Genomic DNA, 17,176 nt, shown 5'->3' with positions numbered 1-17,176 from the left:
CTGCGTTCAGTCGCTCGCCGTGACGTGCGGGTTTCCGTGTTCGTGCACGTCGAGGAGGTGTTCCGCGAGGCGTTGCGCCATCAGCGGCGGCACCGCGTTCCCGATCTGGGTGGCGATGTCGTCGAACGACCCCGTGAACCGGAAGGAGTCCGGGAAGCTCTGGATGCGCGCGCCCTCCCGGAGGGAGAGTCCGCGGTTCTCGGTCGGGTGGAGCTTGTCGCGGGGGTTGAAGTCGGTGGTGAGAATCGTGTTCGACTGGCCGTCGGGCGTGAGGCGCATGTACCGCGGGCGGATGCCCGACTTCGTGTTCAGGTCGTAGCCGAGCGTGCCGTCCTCCTCGTCGGTGCGAATCCAGCCGTCCGCGTGCAGTCGTTTGAGGGCGTCGTACACGCTGTCGTCGTCGTGTTCGAGGTGGTCGGCGATGAGGTGGTCGGGGACCGCGCCGACGGACTTCCCGTTCATCCGGAAGTCCTTCCGGGAGCGGTGGCGCGCGATGAAGTGGAGGGCGTCCTGTTCGACCGCGGAGAACCGGTGGGAGAGCAACTCCCAGACCTGTCGGTAGCGGTCGCCGAACCGGCTCGACCGGTACATCTCGCCCGGCCGCAGTTCGTCCACGATGTGGCGGGTGTCCTCGTCGTCCGACGGCTCCTTCGCGACGTGGTTCCACGTCTCCTCGACGCCGTCGCGGACGAGCGGGAGGTAGTCGTTCTCGGGGTAGTCGGAGAGCGGCGGGAGGCTGACCGCGCCGTCCTCGGTCGGCTCGGGGAGGTCTTCGAGCGCGTCGGCGACGGTCGTCCAACTCCGCATCAGTTCGCCGGACAGCGTGAGCTGGCCGTCGCTCGCGTCCCGATACCCGCCCTCGGGGAGAGAGGGTTCCACGTCGAGGTCGTCGCGGACGCCGACGTAGATGACGCGCTCCCGGGTCTGCGGGACGCCGAAGTCCGCCGCGTTCAGCGTCTCCCAGTCCACCGTGTAGCCGGCGTCCGCGTACTCGCGCTCTATCGCTTCGAGGAACTCGTCGCTGATGGTGGTCATCCCCGCGACGTTCTCCATCAGCACGTACTTCGGCTGGAAGTGCTCGACCCACTGGATGAAGGAGAAGACGAGTTGGTTGCGCTCGTCGTCCAGCCGCCGCGACCCGCGCGCGTCACTGAACCCCTTGCAGGGCGGGCTTCCGAAGACGATATCGACCGACACGTCCGCGAGTTCCGGGGGGACGCCCTCGCTGATGTCGTGGTGGACGCCGTCGCCGTCGTGGTTCGCGTCGAACGTATCCAGGGCGCGCTCCGCGATATCACAGCCGTAGAGAACGTCGATACCGGCGGCCTCGAAACCGGCACTAAAGCCACCAGCGCCACAGAATAAGTCGATTGCTCTCATCAGTTATCCTCCCGTTAGCCGTGGCGGTATTTAGGTTTCGGGTACCCGACCGACGCCCGCGTCGCACGCTGTCGCTCGCGGACTAGAGCGTCTCGTCCCCGGCTAACTCTTTCAGTTTCTCGATGTTCCCCTCGGACTCGTCGAGCAGGAAGTTGAACAGGCCCTCCATCGTCCCATCGCCGCCGATGGCGTCCCAGAAGCCGTCCGCGACGAGCATCCCGTCCTCGGCGCGCACGTCGAAGAACGCCTGCGGCGGCCACCACTCGTACGCGTCGAGACTCCCGTACGGATTGAACGGGAAGACGTACCGACAGATGGGGGTGGGGGCGTCCCGGTGTTTGTACGCGGCGACCGTCTTCAGCATCTGGCGCTTCGACTCCATCGTCTGGTCGCGGTTCGGCTTCGGCGTCTTGATCTCCGCGGCGAGCGGCCGGCCGTCCCGGAAGTCCTCCACCCAGAGGTCCCACGTCACCTTCCCGATGGATTTCCGGGTCTCGGGCGGGGCGTCGATGTCGCGGAGTTCCCGCTTCTCGGCGTCCCAGTCCGGGTCGCGCTCGCCGTCCGCCAACTCGGAGATGATGGTCTCGATGCGGTCTTCCTCGTCCCGGCCGATTTCGAGGCCCGTGCAGGCGTACTGGGTCTCCGCCGCGCCCACCGCGTCGTTCGTGTTCGCCACCGCGCGCCCGAACTCCTCGTACATCTGCTGGCCGAGTTTCTGCGTGAAACTCCGCTCGAAGTTCGCGAGCACCCAGAACAGCGGCGACGGCATCATGATGGCCTTGAACGCCTCGTTGCGCTTGAACTCCTCCCAGTCGAAGTTCCCGGCCTTCTCCAGCGGGCGCTCGAAGAACCCGTCGGTGACGTTCCGCAGTTCTGCCTTCGTCGCTTCGTCCAACTCCGCGCTCCCGATGTGGTCGAACCCTCGGTCCATCGAGCGGTCTTCCTGCCGGGCGGTGAAATGCGTTTATAGTCCGTCCCGCCGACGCAAGGTTCGCGCGGAACGCCCGATTCGGGGGTCGGCGCGCGAGAACTCTCCGGATTCCGGACACGAGGGCGACACCTAGTTGTGTCTCCCGGAACGAGAGAACGTATGAATCGCGCGTCGGCTGACATCTCCGTGCTCTGCGTGGACGACGAACCGGGGATGGCCGACCTCGTCGCGACCTACCTGGAACGCTTCGACGACCACATCAGCGTGGACACCGCGACGAGCGCCCGCGAGGCCTACGACCGCCTGGACGACGTGGACTGCGTCGTCAGCGACTACGACATGCCGGACGTGGACGGCCTGATGTTCCTCGAATCGGTGCGCGCCGACCACCCCGGCCTCCCGTTCGTCCTGTTCACCGGCCGGGGGTCGGAGGAGATAGCCGCGGACGCCATCACCGCGGGCGTCACCGACTACATGCAGAAGGAGTCCGGGAGCGACCAGTACCGCGTGCTCGCCCAGCGGATTCGGAACGCCGTCGCGCGCTACCGCCTCGACGAGGAGTCGGACACCACGACGGAGCGCGCCGAAACCATCCTCGAAGCCTCCCCCGACCCGATAGTCGTCACCGAGGACGGCCGCGTGACGTACGCGAACCCCGCCGCCATCGACCTGCTCGCGGCCGGCCCCGACGCCGACGTGCTCGGCCGTTCTCTCGACGACTTGTTCCGGTCTCCTCCAACCCTGCGGAGCGACCCGGACGCGGTCGAACGACTCGTCGTCACCGTCGGCGACCACGCCGTTCCCGTGGACGCCACCGCTCGCGGCGTCGAGTGGGACGGCACCGAGGGCGTGGTTCGCGTCCTCCGGGAAGCGGTGACCCGGCCCGCGACGGACGGCGCGAACCCCTACCGGGCGTCCCTCCTCGACTCCCTCCTCGAAACCAGCCCGGACGGCATCCTCGTCACCACCGACGACTGGGCGATAACCGCCTACAACGAACGGTTCAGCGACATCTGGGGGGTTCCCGAGTCGGTGCTCGACGCCGTGGACGGCGAGGACGCGTTCGACGCCGTGCTCGACGTGGCCGCCGACCCCGCGCACTTCCGGACGGTCGTCGAAGCCCAGTACGAGCACCCGGACAGCAGCCACCACCACCGCCTCCAACTCCAGGACGGAACCGTGCTCGACCAGCACTCCGCGCCCGTCTACACCGACGACGGCGGCCGGTACGGCTTCGTCTGGTTCTACCGGGACGTGACCGACCTCACGGCGATCGAGCGCGCACAGCGCGAGGCGTTCGACCGCATGACGGACGCCGTGTACGCGCTCGACGACGACTGGGCGTTCACGTTCGTCAACGACCACGCCGAAACCCTCCTCCAGCGGGACGCCGCCGACCTCCTCGGCACCTCGCTCTGGGAGGCGTTCCCGGAGGCCGAGGAGACGATACTCCGCGACGAGTTCGTGCACGCCGTCGAGTCGAACGAGTCCGTGTCGTTCGAACTCGACTACCCGCCGCTCGACGGCACGTTCGAGGTGCGGGCGTTCCCCTCTGAGACCGGTCTCACCGTCTACTTCCGGGACGTGACCGACGAACGCCGCACCGCGGCAGAGCTCCGGGAGAGCGTGGACGCGCTCCGGCGGCTCTACGAGGTCACGTCCGACCGCGACCGGTCGTTCGACGCGAAACTCCAGGCCGTCCTCGACATCGGCGCGGAGTACCTCTCGCTCCCGTTCGGGTTCGTCTCCGAACTCAGCGAGACGACCCAGTACATCGCCGCGTCCACGGGCGACCACCCGCTCCTCCAGCCCGGCGAGTCGTGTCCGCTCGGCGAGTCCTACTGCCGGAAGACCGTCGAGACCGACGAGGGCTTGCTCGCCATCGAACACGCGGGCGACGACGGCTGGGCGGACGACCCCGCCTACGACGCGTTCGACCTGGAGACGTACATTGGCGGGCGCGTCACCGTGGACGGCGACCTCTACGGGACGGTGTGTTTCGCGTCCGACACCGCCCGCGGCCGCGAGTTCACGGAGATGGAGCGGACGTTCGTCGAACTGCTCACGCGCTGGCTGTCCTACGAACTCGAACAGCGCGAGTACCGCGCCGACCTGGAGCAGAAGAACACCCAACTGGAGGAGTTCGCGAGCATCGTCAGCCACGACCTCCGCAACCCCCTGACGGTCGCGTCCGGCCACCTCGACCTCGCCCGCGAGGAGCGCGAGAGCGAGCACCTCGAACGGGTCGCGGACGCCCACGAGCGCATGGAGCGCCTCATCGAGGACATCCTCACGCTCGCCAGGGACGGCGACGTGGTGGACGAACTCCGGCCCGCCGAGGTCGGCGGCGTCGCGGAGTCCGCGTGGCAGACCGTCGATACCGCCGACGCCACCCTCGACGCCACCGCCAGCCGCGACGTGCTCGCCGATTCGAGCCGGCTCACCCAGCTCTTCGAGAACCTCTATCGGAACGCGATAGAACACGGCGGCCCGTCCGTGACGGTCACCGTCCGCGACATCGAGGGCGGGTTCGCCGTCGCGGACGACGGCCCGGGCTTCGCGGACGTGGACACCGACCGACTGTTCGAAGCCGGCTACACGACGAGCGAGGACGGAACCGGCCTCGGCCTCCGCATCGTCTCACGCATCGCCGAGGCGCACGGCTGGACCGTCGAAGCGATGGAGAGCGAGGCCGGCGGCGCGCGCTTCGAGTTCACGAGCGTCGAGCGACCGTAGTGGCGCGACCCGAAACTATAACTTTCTCCAATTTTAGAAAAATAATTAACTATATTGGTTGGTATAGGGGCTATATGGGTCTGCTCGCTCGTGGTCGTGGTTTACTCCTCGGTGGCGGGCGTCCTCGGCGTGTCCTTCTGGTATCAACAGGCGTCCTCCTGAGTCTCGCGTCGGTTGCATTCCTCCTCGGGGCCAATATTGGATTCTTCGAAATTCCCTGGGTCTGGCTCTCGCTCATGCCCCTTCTTCCATTCGTTGCTGGCGTCCTCAGGGCGGGTCTCCTCCCGGCCGTGGTCTCCCTATGGCTCGTTCGCGTGTGGCTCCACGTCTTCCCGCCTCTCGTCGGCTATCTGAGCGGTGCGTGGACGGGAACGGGTCGGTACACCACGCCACGACGGACGGCGTACATGTACGGCTCCGCTCGCGCCGAACTCCTCGGTGGGTTGGAGACGACCCTTCAGTTCGGCGTGGCGTTTGCATTCGTCGTCGGAACGGTCGCCTACGGCCTGGGGGCGCTCTTGCGTTCCGTGACGGCAGGAGGGAAACTTATAGAGAGCTGACTAGACGAAGCCGTATCGGAGCGCTATCCAGCCGATGGCGCTGATGAAGAGAATCGGCGGGAGAATCATGAATCCCCAGAGGCCGTCGAGACCCCACATCAGGAGGAGGACGACGTCCGCGATGCCGAGCGCGAGGAACGGCGAGATGTAGAGGAACGCCCGCTTCCGGGAGCCGGTTTCGCGGTCGTCCTCCGGCGTTGGCGCGGCCATACCCGCGAGTTGGGCGTGCAGTATGAAAAGCGCCGCGTTCGACCGTGCCCGCGAACCCCCGAACTTATAGATGCGCTCGGCCGTACGCCGGGGTATGGTTGGACTCTCAGACGCGAACACGGCGGAGGAGGCGGGCGACCCGAACCCGGTGTTCCAGTGGGTGTACCTCAATCAGTTCAAACTGAAACTCGTCCTCGTGGACGTGCTCCTCATCGCGCTCGGGTTCGGTATCGCGAAGTTCTTCGGGAACGACCTCGCGCAGGTCGTCGCCGCGATGCTCATCTGGTTCGGCCTCCTGTTCGGCCTCACCGGACTCGTGCTCTACGCGTACATTCGGTTCAGCGCGTGGCGCTCCGACCGGTAGACGCACGGCTTTTCTCTCCGCGCCGCCATCGCTCGCGTATGCCCGACAGAATCGCGTCCGACAACCCCGCGGTCGAGACGGTCACCGCGACCATCGGCCGGTACGGCCGGACGACCCGTCCCCAGATAGAACTCCCCGACGGCGACGCCGACCGCTTCCCCGTCGGCGAGGTCGTGCGCCTCGTCCTCGACGGCACCGAGTACCGCGCGCGAATCGAGGAGCGCGGCGGCGCTCCGGTGATTCGCGGCGCGTACGAGACGCCGCGGCTCGCGCGCACGCCCGGCGAGGGCGAGAACCAGCTCGTCTCGTGGCTCGACGGCACGACCCTCGACATCGGCCGGTCGGTGTACGTCGATATCGTGGAAGCCGGGTACGCGTACGGACTCCGGGAACCCGGGACGACCGCGTACTACGACGCGACGGAGAAACCGAGCGACAGCCTCGCGGACATCGCGCGCGACCTGGACGGCTAGTCGAGGTCGCGGAACGCCGCGCGGTAGTCGTCGTCGTCGAACGTCGCCGCGATGTCGTCCGTGCACTCGCGGCGTTCCCGGATGCGCTCGGACACCTCGTCGAGTTCGTCCTCGTCGCCGTCGTCGAGGAGGTCGGCGCGGCGCTCGCAGAGCGCGAACAGGTCGTCCACGACGGCCTCGTACGCGACGCGGCGGAACACGCGCCCGACGCCGTCCGCGACCTCTTCGGGCGACGCGGGCGCGGGGAGCGCGAGGTCGATGCCGCGCGTCAGGCGGTCGCCGTCGTTCAAGATTAGGAGGCCGCACGTGTAGCCGCGGTCGCGGACGCGGTCGAGCACGGCGCGAATCGGGATGTCGGACGTGGCGTCCACCACGACGACGTGCGTGTCGTCGTCGATGTCGGCGGGGGAGTCGCCGACGCGAACGTCGTGGTCGGTGGTGGCGGCGTACTGGCTTACCGAGTCCTGTGGGTCGCCCAGCACGAGCACCGTCACCGTGTCAACACGTTCCGACATCGTCGCCTCTCGGTTTGTGTCACTGCGTTCTGTGTGAATAAGTCTTCCGTCGCCGCCCTCTCTCGGTTTCGCGGTCAGACCGTGGGCTGTCCACGTCTCGAAAGGCGGCCTGGAAGTCGTCGGTCGCGAAGTCGGCGACGGTGGTGTCGAGTTCGGCAGTGACGGCGTCGATGCGGCGGGAGAGCGCCGCGACCGCCTCCGACCGGTCGATGTTCGCGGCGAGGAGGGCGGCGCGGCGCTTGCAGAGCACGAAGAGCTCGTCGAGGTCGGCGTCGTACGCGGTGTGCGCGAGCAGGGATTCGACGGTGTTCACGACGGTCTCGCGGTCGTCGGGGTCGGGGACGGTGGCGTCCGCGCGGCGGTCGTTCCCGGCGAGCAGGGCGACGCGCGCGCCGTGGCGATGGCCTCGTTCCACGAGGGTTCCGTCGCGGCGTCGTGCGTCGTCGAGGAGGACGACGTGCACGTCGTCCGTGAGGGCGTCCGCGGCCGCTCGCTCGCTCTCGACGGTGTGAACCTCGTACGCCGGGAGCCACGTCTGGTAGCGGTCGTGCCGGTCGGGGTCGTCAACGACGAGAACGCTCGGGCGCGGTGTCTGCCCCACCATACGAGATTAATGTTTTGGACGTTCGGGGATAAAATTATTGGTGGGGTGGGTGATGAGTGGGTGCCCCAGTCGGGTTCTAAACCTTACGCTCGAACGCGCGCGTTTTCGGCCAGGCTAAAAGGCCGGATTATCGGGCCTGATAGCGCTCTACCGGCAATCGTTGTGTGGTAAGGTTACACAAGGTTTGCGGAAGATTTAAGTTTGTTTCGCACCTATCAATGGTTAGGAAGCGTGAGGGAAAGGCGTTTGAAGCTTTCCCTCGCTTTCGGAGATTCACCATGAGCGAGACCACGATACGAACGTACTCCAGCGACCGCCAGCGCACCGAGGAACAGACCAGCGACGAGCGAGAGAACACCACCACGTGTCCCGAATGCGGCGGGAAACTCGTCAACGACGAGGAGCACGGCGAGACCGTCTGCGCCGAGTGCGGCCTCGTCATCGAGGAGGACGGCATCGACCGCGGGCCGGAGTGGCGCGCGTTCGACTCCGCCGAAAAAGACGAGAAATCCCGCGTGGGCGCGCCCACCACGAACATGATGCACGACAAGGGCCTCTCCACGAACATCGGCTGGCAGGACAAGGACGCCTACGGAAACAGCCTGTCCAGCCGCCAGCGCCAGAAGATGCAGCGACTGCGCACGTGGAACGAGCGCTTCCGCACCCGCAACAGCAAGGAGCGAAACCTCAAGCAGGCGCTCGGCGAAATCGAACGCATGAGCAGCGCGCTCGGCCTCCCCAAGGAAGTACGGGAGACGGCGTCCGTCATCTACCGCCGCGCGCTCGACGAAGACCTCCTGCCCGGCCGCAGCATCGAAGGCGTCGCTACCGCGTCCGTCTACGCGGCGGCCCGCCAGATGCAGACGCCGCGCTCCATCGACGAGGTCGCGACCGTCAGCCGCATCGACGAGATGGAGTTCAAGCGCACGTACCGCTACATCGTACGGGAACTCAGCCTCGAAGTCGCGCCCGCCGACCCCGCGAGCTACGTCCCGCGGTTCGCGAGCGAACTCGACCTCAGCGACGAGGTCGAACGCCGCGCCCGCGAACTCCTCTCGAACGCACAGGAGCAGGGCGTCACCAGCGGTAAGAGTCCGGTCGGCCTCGCCGCGGCCGCAATCTACGCCGCGAGCCTGCTCGTGAACCAGAAGGTCACGCAGAGCGAGGTCAGCGAGGTCACCGACGTGAGCGAGGTCACCATCCGCAACCGCTATCAGGAACTCCTGGAAGCCACCGAGGTCGGCGCGTAACGCCGCCGGCGGTCGCTGACGCTCGCTCTCTCCGTTGCGGTTCTTATTCGATTTCGACGTGTTTCTCTCCGGCCCGGATAGCCGCGGGCACGTGGTTTCGCGCCGGCGGCACGGGACTCGCGTAGCTCTCGTCCAGCACGCAGAAGGGCAGGTAGGCGAGGTTGAAGTCCAGCGCGACCTGACTCCCGGACTCCACGCCCTCCACGTCGAGTTCGACGTACCGGCCGATTTTCGGCGTCTCGCCGCCCGACGTGTCGTCGGTGAACGGGACGAACAGGCCGTCCTGGTTCGGGGCGTGGTAGCCCGCGAGGACGTGGTGGTCGCCGTCGAGCGTGAACCCGAGCGTGGCGGCGCGCTCGTACTCCGCGTCGGGGCCGCGCGTGAGTTCCATCCGCACGACTTCGGGGTTCTGGGCGCGCTGGAGGCGCGCGACCACCCGGAAGTCGGGGTCGAGGTCGTAGAGTACGAGGTCGTCGCCGGTCTCGGGGAGTTCCATGTTCTCCCGGACGAACCGGCGTTTCTCCGCGCGGTGCTCGCGGACGCGCTCGCGCCACGCGTCGAGGTCGAGGTCGGGTTCGGCCATACCGGGCGTTCTCCCGCGAGCGCCGTAAGCGGTGCGCTCGACCCGCCGCGCGAGTGACACTCACCCAAAGCGGTATGACCCTCGGGGACGCACACCGGGACGATGTACGAGATACTACTCGCGGTGGACGAGGAGGACGAGCACGCCGAGGCGCAGGTCGACGCGGTGGTAGACCTCCCCGGCAAGGACGAGATTCACGCGCACGTCTTCCACGACTTCCAGGACAACCCCACGGGGGCGTCCATCGGCCAGCTCGCGTCCGCGCGACACGCGAAGGACACCCTGGAGGCCGCCGGTATCGAGGTGACGCTCCACGAGACGAGCGGCGACCCCTCGGAGGCCATCCTCGACACGGCCCGCGACCTCGACGTCGACGCCATCTGCGTCGCGTCCCGCAAACGCACCCCCACCGGCAAAGCCCTCTTCGGGAGCGTGACGCAGGCCGTCATCCTCGGATCCGACCGCCCCGTGCTCGTCTGCGGCGCGGAACAGTAACGCGGCCAGCGAGCGTTTACGGCGGTTCGCGCTTCCAGTAGCGACTGGTTCTCCCCGGCCACAAGGTTATACAAGCCGTAAGGCGTGAATACGAACAAGGGGCGACGCCGCCCTCCCGAACTATGCCACCGGAACGACCGTCGTCGGACGACGCCGAGGGAACCCCCACGGTTCTCGCGGTCGACGACGACACCGACCTCGCCGACACGTACGCCATCTGGCTCGACCAGGAGTACGACGTCCAGACCGCGTACGGCGGCGAAGAAGCGCTGTCGGAACTCGACGAGGACGTGGACGTGGTGTTGCTCGACCGCCGGATGCCCGGGATGTCAGGCGGGGAGGTGCTCGACCGCATCCGCGAGGCGGGCTACGACTGCCGGGTGGCGATGCTCACCGCGGTCGAACCCGACGCGGACATCGTGGAGATGGGGTTCGACGACTACCTCACGAAACCCGTGACGCGGGAGGAGCTCGTCGAGGCCGTGAACGACCTCTACACGCGGCTCACGCTGGACGATACACTCCAGGAGCTGTACGCGACCACGTCGAAGATAGCCGTGCTCGAATCCGAACTTCCCCCGGAAGAACAGCAGACGAGCGACGCGCTCTCCCGGCTTCACGAGCACGCGAACGCCCTCGAATCGCAGACGCAGGCCCGGATGGACGACCTGGACGACGCGGAGGAAGCGTTCCGCGAGGCCGACTTCTAGTGTTTTTGTAGGCGGGCGTCGAACCCGCGGTATGCGCGTCGCAGTGCTCGGCCCGGGCGCTATCGGGTCACTGTTCGGCGGTCGTCTCGCGCGGAGCGGCGTGGACGTGACGCTCGTCGGCCGCCCGGGAGACCACGTCACCGCACTCGACCGGGACGGTCTCCGCCTCACGCTCCCGGACGGCACGACGGAGCGCGTCGCCGTGGACGTGACCACCGACCCCGCCGGCGTCGGCCCCGTCGATGTCGTGCTGGTGTGCGTGAAGGCGTACGACACCCGGAGCGCGCTCGCCGACGCCACCTCCTTGCTCGCCGACGCGGCGGTCTGCACGTTCCAGAACGGCCTCGGGAACCCCGAAACCATCGCGGAGTTCGTGCCCGAGTCGCGCGTGCTCGCGGGGACGACGAGCCACGGCGCGACGCTCGAATCCCCCGGTCACGTCCGGCACGCGGGCGTCGGCGACACGGCCGTGGGGAACTACTTCACCGACACTAGCGAGACGGCGACGGCGCTCGCTCGCGCGCTGACCGACGCCGGCATCGACACCGACGTGGTCGCGGACGCGCCGCGCGCCGTCTGGGAGAAAGTCCTCGTGAACGTCGGCATCAACGCCGCCACCGCGCTCGCCGGCGTTCCGAACGGCCGCCTCGCGGACACCGACCCCGGCGAGCGCGTGCTCCGCCGCGCCGTCGAGGAAGCCGCCGCCGTCGCCGCCGCGGACGGCGTCGAACTCACCACCGACCCCGTCGCGGCCGCGTCCCGGGTCGCCCGCCGCACCGCCGAAAACCACTCCTCGATGCGCCAAGACCTCGACCGCGGGCGAAAAACTGAAATCGACGCGCTGAACGGCGAAATCGTCTCGCGCGGCCGCGAGCACGGTATCGACACGCCCGTGAACGAGACCCTGACGGATCTCGTGCGGCTCGCCGAATCGTAGTCAGGCGTAGGTGTCCGCGACGGTTCGTTCGAGGACGCTGTCGCGGCGGAGGACGAGGTAGAGCACGAGGAAGTCGTGTTCGGCGGGGTCGAGGACGAAGACGTGGTGGGGGCAGTCCTCGAAGTCGTCGAGTCGGTCGAGGAGGGGTTCGAGCGGCGCGGTGCCGTCTCGGAATTCGGTGTAGAGGTCGCGCTCGCCCGGTTGGCTGGCGACCGTGTAGACCGCGCCGTTGGGTTCGCCGTCGGTGCTGTACGTGGTGCGGGAGTTCACGCCGAGGCCCTCGCGGCGCGCTTCCTCCATGGCGTCGAGCGCGTCCTCGAACAGGCCGGTCGCGCCGCGGACGTACGTGATTCGGGTGTCCTCGACGACTTCGACCGTCTCGAAACGCGCGGTGCCGTCCGTCCACGCGAGGGTCGCCCGAACGCGGTTTCCCGGTTCCACGTCGGCGTCGTCGTCCTCGACGCGCACCGGGTCGTCGCCGTCCAGCGGGACGAGCACGAACGCCGCGCCGTCGGGCGTCCGCGAGCGAACGCGGTACTCGCCGGTCGTTCGGGCCTCCGACATACCACGGGATTGCACGGAGTCGCGTAAAAGCCCCTCGCACGTCACTCGGGGACGAGCGCGCGGAGCGCGGACACGTCAGCGTCCGCGGCGAGGTCGGTGAGCGCGCGCCGCACGTCCCCGCGGCGGGTTTCGGCGTAGGCGTCCAGTCGGGACTCGTCCACGTCGGGGAGGACGACGTGGCGGTCGCCGGGCGCGGTGTCGTCCGTGCGGCGGATGGATTCGAGCGCGCCGAGGCCGCGCCCGAGCGCGCTGGCGGCGTCGCGCTGTGCGGGCGTCGCGTCCGCGAGAATCGCGCCGACGGTCGCCGCGGCCTCGCCGAGCGCGCCCGTGGTATCGTCCACGAGCGACCCCGGGTCGGGCACGTCCCGGGAGTCCTCGGTGTAGCGCGCGCTGAACGCGGCGGCGATGCGCTGGGAGACCCGGGTCACCGCGCCGAACAGCTCTGCCGGGCCGCCACTCCGCCCGAGCGCGGCGTACGCGGCGGCGTAGAGGTGGTCGCTCGCGAGGAGGGCGCGCGTCGGGTCGGCGGTGAACGAGTGCGCCACGTCGTCGTTCAACTGGACGAGCACGCGGCCGCGCAGTCGAGCGTACGCGCGCAGGCACTCGACGCCCGCGGCGGCCGCCGGTGCGCCGTCGTGGCGCGCGTCCGCGAGCGCGTCGTGCACGTGGAGGGAGAGTTCGCCGTACCAGTGGTCGGTGTCGAGCGGTTCCCGGAGGCCGGCCAGGAGGGCGTCGTCCGTCGGGAGGGTTCGGTCGAGTTCGCGTTCGATGTCGCCGGTGATGTCGGTCATTGGCTCCGCACTCCACTGGATTTACTGACCGGTCAGTCAAAAACGTTCCGTCGCGCCCGACTCCTGACGATTCCTACAGTGGTTTGATAGAGCGAAATAGAGTTTACGAGTCCGGCGCGGGACGGCGTGGCCCGGGTGATTCCAGACGCAAACTGCCAGAAACGAGGGGTCAGTCGTAGCGGGCGAGCGCGAACACCACCATCGCGGTGGAGGCGGCGACGCCGAGGCCGAGCAGGTACCAGCCGAGCGTGTAGCCGGCGGTGTCCGCCACCAGCCCGAAGAGGGGCGGGACGACGAGCCCGCCGATGTTGAGCGTGATCTGGCCGGCGGCGGTCGCGGCCCCGGACTTCCCTTCGGGGGCGAGCGCGGTGACCGCGCCGTGGTAGAGACCGGTGAACCCGAGGAGGCCGAGGCCGAGACCAGCGAACACGACGAGCAGCCAGACGCCCCTGGCCTCGGGGAGCGCGAAGAACAGGACGGCGGCCGCGGCGACCTGGACGGTGAGGACGCGGAGGCTGGCGCGCGCGGCGGTGCCGCGGATGCGGTCTGCGATGCTTCCCGCGCCGATGCGGCCGACGCTCCCCGACACCTGCATCAGGGCGAGCGTCGCGCCGGCGAACGCGGTGGTCGCGGGCGTCGCGTCCTCGATGTAGGGGACGGTGTACCCGGTGAGGGTGAAGATGGCGGCCCCGAGGAAGAACCCGGCGAGCGAGAGGACGAGCAGGAGGCGGTTCGCGGCGATGGCGCGGATGTCCGGGAACTCCATGCGACCGCTCCCGCCCGTGCCGTCGAACGTGAGCGCGTACCCGGCGGCGACGACGAAGCCGACGGCGGCGATGACGGCGAAGCTCGCGGGCCACGTCGGCACGACGAGGTGGTTCGTGACGAACACGGCGCTGATGGCGCTCCCGGCGGTGACGCCGACCTGTTTCAGGCCGACGGCGAGGTTGTACCGGCCGCGGGGGGCGCGGCTGGCGACCGCGCGGTTCGTCGCGGGCATCCCGGTGGCGTACGCGCACCCGAGGACGAACACGGCGACGAGCAGGCCGGGGTAGGTGCCGGCGAGCGGGAGGCCCGCGCCGGACGCGGCGACGCCGGCCGCGCCGATAGCGAGGCCGCCGAGGCCGCCGACCATCGCGGGGTGGTCGCCGTACGCGTCCACGACGGCCCCCATCGGGAAGAGGAAGAGCGTGTACCCGAGCGTCATCACTGACACCACGAGTCCGACCTCGAACCCGCTCAATCCGTAGGTGTCGCGGAACGAGGAGGTCGCGGCGAACACCGCGTAGTACGTCGCGGACGCGACGACCTGCCAGGCGGCGACCGCGGTGACGCCGCGCCAGCTCCGCGAGGAGTCGGTCGTACTCACTGCGCCCACACGAGCGCGATACCGGCGAGGACGGCGAGCAAGTACGCGGGGTGGCCGGCGGCGTACTCGGAGAGCGGTGCAATCGCGGCCGCGTAGTCGCCGGCGGCGACGGCGTCGGAGAGCGCGGCGGAGGACTGCGTCCAGAACGCGAAGTGGCCCGTGCCGAGCAGGCCGAACCCGGCTCCGAGGAGTTGTTTCGGGCGCGAAGTCAGCGCAGTCGTGAGGGACGAGGGAAACGCCATACGTCACCTCTCCGCGCGAGGGGGAAAAAGCGTAGCGACCGACTACTGGATGTCGATACGGCGGCCGGATTCGTGGGTGCGGCCGAACGCGAGTTCGAGCACGCCGTTCCGGTAGGTCGCCTGGACGTTCTCGACGTCGGCGTCAGCGGGGAGGCTGAGGCGTTCGTGGACGCGTCGCCCGCGGACGCCGTGTTCCGCGTCGGCTTCGTGTTCCGCGTCGATGACGACGACGCCGTCCTCGGCGTGCACGTCGAGTTCCTCGCGCTCGAACCCGGGGAGGTCGACGACGAGCGTGTGGGCGTCGTCCGTGGTCTGCCAGTCGTGCGTCAGGCCGTGGAGGCCGCCGTAGACGCCTGAATCACCGGATTCGTTGCTCCAGCGCGCCCGCATGTCGTCGAACGCGCGGTCCATCTGCTCGAACATGCGATCCATCTCGTCGAAGGGACTACTCTTCATCACTATTCACCACCCTTGGAGAGGCGTCCCGAGAATATATACTCGTCGTGACACGTGATAGCTCGTCGCCGGTCGGGCGGATTTAGGTCGTGGCCGCCGAACCCCGGGACATGACGCCCTTCGAACGCCGCACCCGCGCCTGCCAGGAACGACTCGACGCGGACGAGTCCCTGATACTGTTCCCGAGCCCGAACCTCTACTACCTCGGCGGCTTCCACGAAACCCCCGGCGAACGCCACTTCTTCCTGTTCGTCACGCCCGACGACGCCGCGTTCCTCGCGCCCGCGCTCTACGAAGACCAGCTCCGCGACGAGACCTGGGTGGACGACATCCGCGTCTGGAGCGATGGCGACGACCCCGTCGAGCACGTCCGCGCCATCGCGAACGACCTCGACCTCGGCTCGAACGTCCTCCTCGACGAGACGATGTGGGCGCGGTTCTCCATGGACATCCGGACGGCGCTCCCGGACGCCGAGTTCGGCCTCGCGACGGACGTGCTGTCCGCGCTCCGCGTGCGGAAGGACGACGCCGAACGCGACGCCATCCGCCGGGCGAGCGACGCCGCGGACGCCGCGATGCGGGACGTGCGCGCGCTCGGCGCGGACGCCGTCGGGCGAACCGAAACCGACCTCGCGCGGTACGTCTCCGACCGCCTCGACCACCACGGCGGGACGGGCACGTCCTTCGAGACCATCGTCGCGTCCGGGCCGAACGCCGCGCTCCCCCACCACCACCACGGCGACCGCGAAATCGAGGCCGGCGACCCCGTGGTGTTCGACTTCGGGACGCGCGTCGCCCACTACCCGAGCGACCAGACCCGGACGGTCGTCTTCGACGGCGAGCCGACCGAATCGTACAGAGCGGCGCACGAGACCGTCGTCGAGGCCCAGCGGGCCGCCGTCGAGGCCGTCGAACCCGGCGTGGACTGCGAGACTGTGGACGCCGCCGCGCGCGACGTCATCGCGGACGCCGGGTTCGGCGACGAGTTCGTCCACCGCACCGGCCACGGCGTCGGCCTCGACGTGCACGAGGAACCCTACATCGTCGCGGGGAACGACCGCGAACTCCGCGAGGGAATGGTGTTCAGCGTCGAACCCGGCGTCTACCGGGAGGGCGAGTGGGGCGTCCGCATCGAAGACCTCGTCGTCGTCACCGCGGACGGCTGTGAGCGCCTGAACCGCACGACGCGGGACTGGCGAGCCTGATAGACCCACGGATTTATACCCGTCACGCACCCACACGGACGTGATGGACTCCATCCGCTCGCTCGTCGGACGCGTGGAGAGCGAGGGGCGAACGCTCACCGTCTACGACCCCCTGGACGAGAGCGTCGTCGACCGCCTCCGCGACTATTTCGGCCCGCAGCGCGTCACCGTGACCGTCGCGGAATCCCGCGGCGAGCACGCTCCCGCGAACTTCGCCGTGCTTCACGAGGCCGGTGACGTGGTCGCCGCGAGCGACCTGGACGACGTGGACTCCGTCATCGCGTTCGAGGCGGGTATCGTCTCCAATCCCGACTTCGAGCGCGACAGCTACCCCGCGGTGCTCGAACACGACGACACCACGACGTTCACGTCCTTCGACAAACGCAGTATGATAATCGCGTCCCGGGAGGTCGAGGTGGCCGCGTACAACGTCGGCCGCGGCGAACTCCGCGTGGGGTTCCAGTCGCTCTCGAAGATGGACGACCAGTGGAGCGTCTACACCCAGCTTGCACGGAGCGGCCTCGACGTGCACGTGTACGGGCTTCCGGACTGGGAGCGCCCCCAGCGCGAGCTCGACCTCACGTTCCACACGGACGACGTGCGGGAGGTTCGGGAGTCGTGGTTCGTCGTGTACGACGGGGACGGCCGGGATTCGCGGAAGCTCGCGCTCATCGCGAGCGAGCGCGACGACGGCACCTTCCACGGATTCTGGACGTACGACGCGAGCATCGTGGACGAGTTCCTGGACTACGTGCACGCTGGCGGCCTCGGCGCATAGGGTTTTTCTCGCGGCCGGCACAG

Annotated in this window: 21 protein-coding genes; 10 read left to right on the top strand and 11 right to left on the bottom strand. The window is 68.5% G+C overall.

The features are described from left to right. Positions 1-6: 6 nt before the first annotated feature. A complete protein-coding gene (gene dcm, locus LI334_RS09450) occupies positions 7-1,380 on the bottom strand; it encodes a DNA (cytosine-5-)-methyltransferase (protein ID WP_227260461.1) in 1,374 nt (457 codons plus the stop codon). A gap of 82 nt (positions 1,381-1,462) precedes the next feature. After that, positions 1,463-2,311, bottom strand: coding sequence for a TdeIII family type II restriction endonuclease (locus LI334_RS09445; RefSeq protein WP_227260459.1), 849 nt, complete (start codon positions 2,309-2,311; stop codon positions 1,463-1,465). Between the two features lie 159 nt (positions 2,312-2,470). On the opposite strand from LI334_RS09445, the gene LI334_RS09440 reads away from it, so the two are divergent. Continuing rightward, positions 2,471-5,047: a PAS domain-containing protein gene (locus tag LI334_RS09440; protein ID WP_227260458.1), complete on the top strand. Its 2,577-nt coding sequence runs from the start codon at positions 2,471-2,473 to the stop codon at positions 5,045-5,047. Positions 5,048-5,121: 74 nt separating this feature from the next. After that, a complete protein-coding gene (locus LI334_RS09435) occupies positions 5,122-5,607 on the top strand; it encodes a hypothetical protein (RefSeq protein WP_227260456.1) in 486 nt (161 codons plus the stop codon). Here LI334_RS09435 and LI334_RS09430 read toward each other — a convergent pair whose 3' ends face one another. Further along, the gene (locus LI334_RS09430) at positions 5,608-5,817 is read right to left on the bottom strand and encodes a hypothetical protein (RefSeq protein WP_227260453.1); all 210 of its coding nucleotides are present in this window, start codon (positions 5,815-5,817) and stop codon (positions 5,608-5,610) included. A gap of 94 nt (positions 5,818-5,911) precedes the next feature. Between LI334_RS09430 and LI334_RS09425 the strand changes: the two genes are divergently transcribed. Both LI334_RS09425 and LI334_RS09420 read left to right on the top strand, forming a co-directional pair. Beyond that, positions 5,912-6,181, top strand: coding sequence for a hypothetical protein (locus LI334_RS09425; protein ID WP_227260451.1), 270 nt, complete (start codon positions 5,912-5,914; stop codon positions 6,179-6,181). A gap of 38 nt (positions 6,182-6,219) precedes the next feature. Further along, entirely contained in the window at positions 6,220-6,654 is a 435-nt protein-coding gene (locus LI334_RS09420) for a DUF7112 family protein (protein ID WP_227260449.1), read from the top strand. Here the strand turns inward: LI334_RS09420 and LI334_RS09415 are convergent. Beyond that, positions 6,651-7,169 (bottom strand): hypothetical protein, encoded by a 519-nt coding sequence (locus LI334_RS09415; protein WP_227260447.1) that lies wholly within the window; start codon positions 7,167-7,169, stop codon positions 6,651-6,653. The genes LI334_RS09420 and LI334_RS09415 overlap by 4 nt on opposite strands. 19 nt (positions 7,170-7,188) lie before the next feature. Next, positions 7,189-7,773 carry a HalX domain-containing protein gene (locus tag LI334_RS09410; RefSeq protein ID WP_227260445.1) on the bottom strand — a complete coding sequence of 195 codons (585 nt, stop codon included), beginning with the start codon at positions 7,771-7,773 and terminating at the stop codon, positions 7,189-7,191. 278 nt (positions 7,774-8,051) lie between these two features. Between LI334_RS09410 and LI334_RS09405 the strand changes: the two genes are divergently transcribed. Beyond that, on the top strand, positions 8,052-9,023 hold the full coding sequence (locus LI334_RS09405) for a transcription initiation factor IIB (RefSeq protein ID WP_227260443.1): 972 nt from the start codon (positions 8,052-8,054) through the stop codon (positions 9,021-9,023). 43 nt (positions 9,024-9,066) lie between these two features. Here LI334_RS09405 and LI334_RS09400 read toward each other — a convergent pair whose 3' ends face one another. Then, on the bottom strand, positions 9,067-9,606 hold the full coding sequence (locus LI334_RS09400; RefSeq protein ID WP_227260441.1) for a DUF1684 domain-containing protein: 540 nt from the start codon (positions 9,604-9,606) through the stop codon (positions 9,067-9,069). A 102-nt stretch (positions 9,607-9,708) separates the two neighbouring features. Between LI334_RS09400 and LI334_RS09395 the strand changes: the two genes are divergently transcribed. The 3 genes from LI334_RS09395 to LI334_RS09385 all read left to right on the top strand — a co-directional run bounded on the left by LI334_RS09395 (position 9,709) and on the right by LI334_RS09385 (position 11,748). Further along, positions 9,709-10,101 carry a universal stress protein gene (locus tag LI334_RS09395; protein ID WP_227260439.1) on the top strand — a complete coding sequence of 131 codons (393 nt, stop codon included), beginning with the start codon at positions 9,709-9,711 and terminating at the stop codon, positions 10,099-10,101. 122 nt (positions 10,102-10,223) lie between these two features. Next, the gene (locus tag LI334_RS09390) at positions 10,224-10,811 is read left to right on the top strand and encodes a response regulator transcription factor (protein WP_227260437.1); all 588 of its coding nucleotides are present in this window, start codon (positions 10,224-10,226) and stop codon (positions 10,809-10,811) included. A gap of 31 nt (positions 10,812-10,842) precedes the next feature. Further along, positions 10,843-11,748 (top strand): ketopantoate reductase family protein, encoded by a 906-nt coding sequence (locus LI334_RS09385; protein WP_227260435.1) that lies wholly within the window; start codon positions 10,843-10,845, stop codon positions 11,746-11,748. Here the strand turns inward: LI334_RS09385 and LI334_RS09380 are convergent, their stop codons facing one another. The 5 genes from LI334_RS09380 to LI334_RS09360 all read right to left on the bottom strand — a co-directional run bounded on the left by LI334_RS09380 (position 11,749) and on the right by LI334_RS09360 (position 15,170). Beyond that, positions 11,749-12,312 (bottom strand): DUF6663 family protein, encoded by a 564-nt coding sequence (locus LI334_RS09380; RefSeq protein ID WP_227260433.1) that lies wholly within the window; start codon positions 12,310-12,312, stop codon positions 11,749-11,751. A 41-nt stretch (positions 12,313-12,353) separates the two neighbouring features. Beyond that, complete coding sequence (locus LI334_RS09375; protein WP_227260431.1) at positions 12,354-13,103, bottom strand: polyprenyl synthetase; 750 nt, start codon at positions 13,101-13,103, stop codon at positions 12,354-12,356. Positions 13,104-13,272: 169 nt separating this feature from the next. Continuing rightward, positions 13,273-14,472: an MFS transporter gene (locus LI334_RS09370; RefSeq protein ID WP_227260429.1), complete on the bottom strand. Its 1,200-nt coding sequence runs from the start codon at positions 14,470-14,472 to the stop codon at positions 13,273-13,275. Beyond that, the gene (locus LI334_RS09365; protein WP_227260428.1) at positions 14,469-14,714 is read right to left on the bottom strand and encodes a hypothetical protein; all 246 of its coding nucleotides are present in this window, start codon (positions 14,712-14,714) and stop codon (positions 14,469-14,471) included. Before LI334_RS09365 ends, LI334_RS09370 begins: the two co-directional genes overlap by 4 nt. Before the next feature lie 42 nt (positions 14,715-14,756). Next, positions 14,757-15,170, bottom strand: a complete 414-nt coding sequence (locus LI334_RS09360; RefSeq protein ID WP_227260426.1) for an Hsp20/alpha crystallin family protein — start codon at positions 15,168-15,170, stop codon at positions 14,757-14,759. 110 nt (positions 15,171-15,280) lie between these two features. Here LI334_RS09360 and LI334_RS09355 point away from each other — a divergent pair, with 110 nt between their 5' ends. Both LI334_RS09355 and LI334_RS09350 read left to right on the top strand, forming a co-directional pair. Beyond that, complete coding sequence (locus LI334_RS09355; RefSeq protein WP_227260424.1) at positions 15,281-16,375, top strand: aminopeptidase P family protein; 1,095 nt, start codon at positions 15,281-15,283, stop codon at positions 16,373-16,375. Positions 16,376-16,418: 43 nt separating this feature from the next. After that, complete coding sequence (locus LI334_RS09350; protein ID WP_227260422.1) at positions 16,419-17,153, top strand: DICT sensory domain-containing protein; 735 nt, start codon at positions 16,419-16,421, stop codon at positions 17,151-17,153. Positions 17,154-17,176 lie beyond the last annotated feature (23 nt).

It is taken from the genome of Salarchaeum japonicum (assembly GCF_020614395.1).
Lineage (GTDB): Archaea > Halobacteriota > Halobacteria > Halobacteriales > Halobacteriaceae > Salarchaeum > Salarchaeum japonicum.
This window is presented reverse-complemented; position numbering and strand designations above follow the sequence as displayed.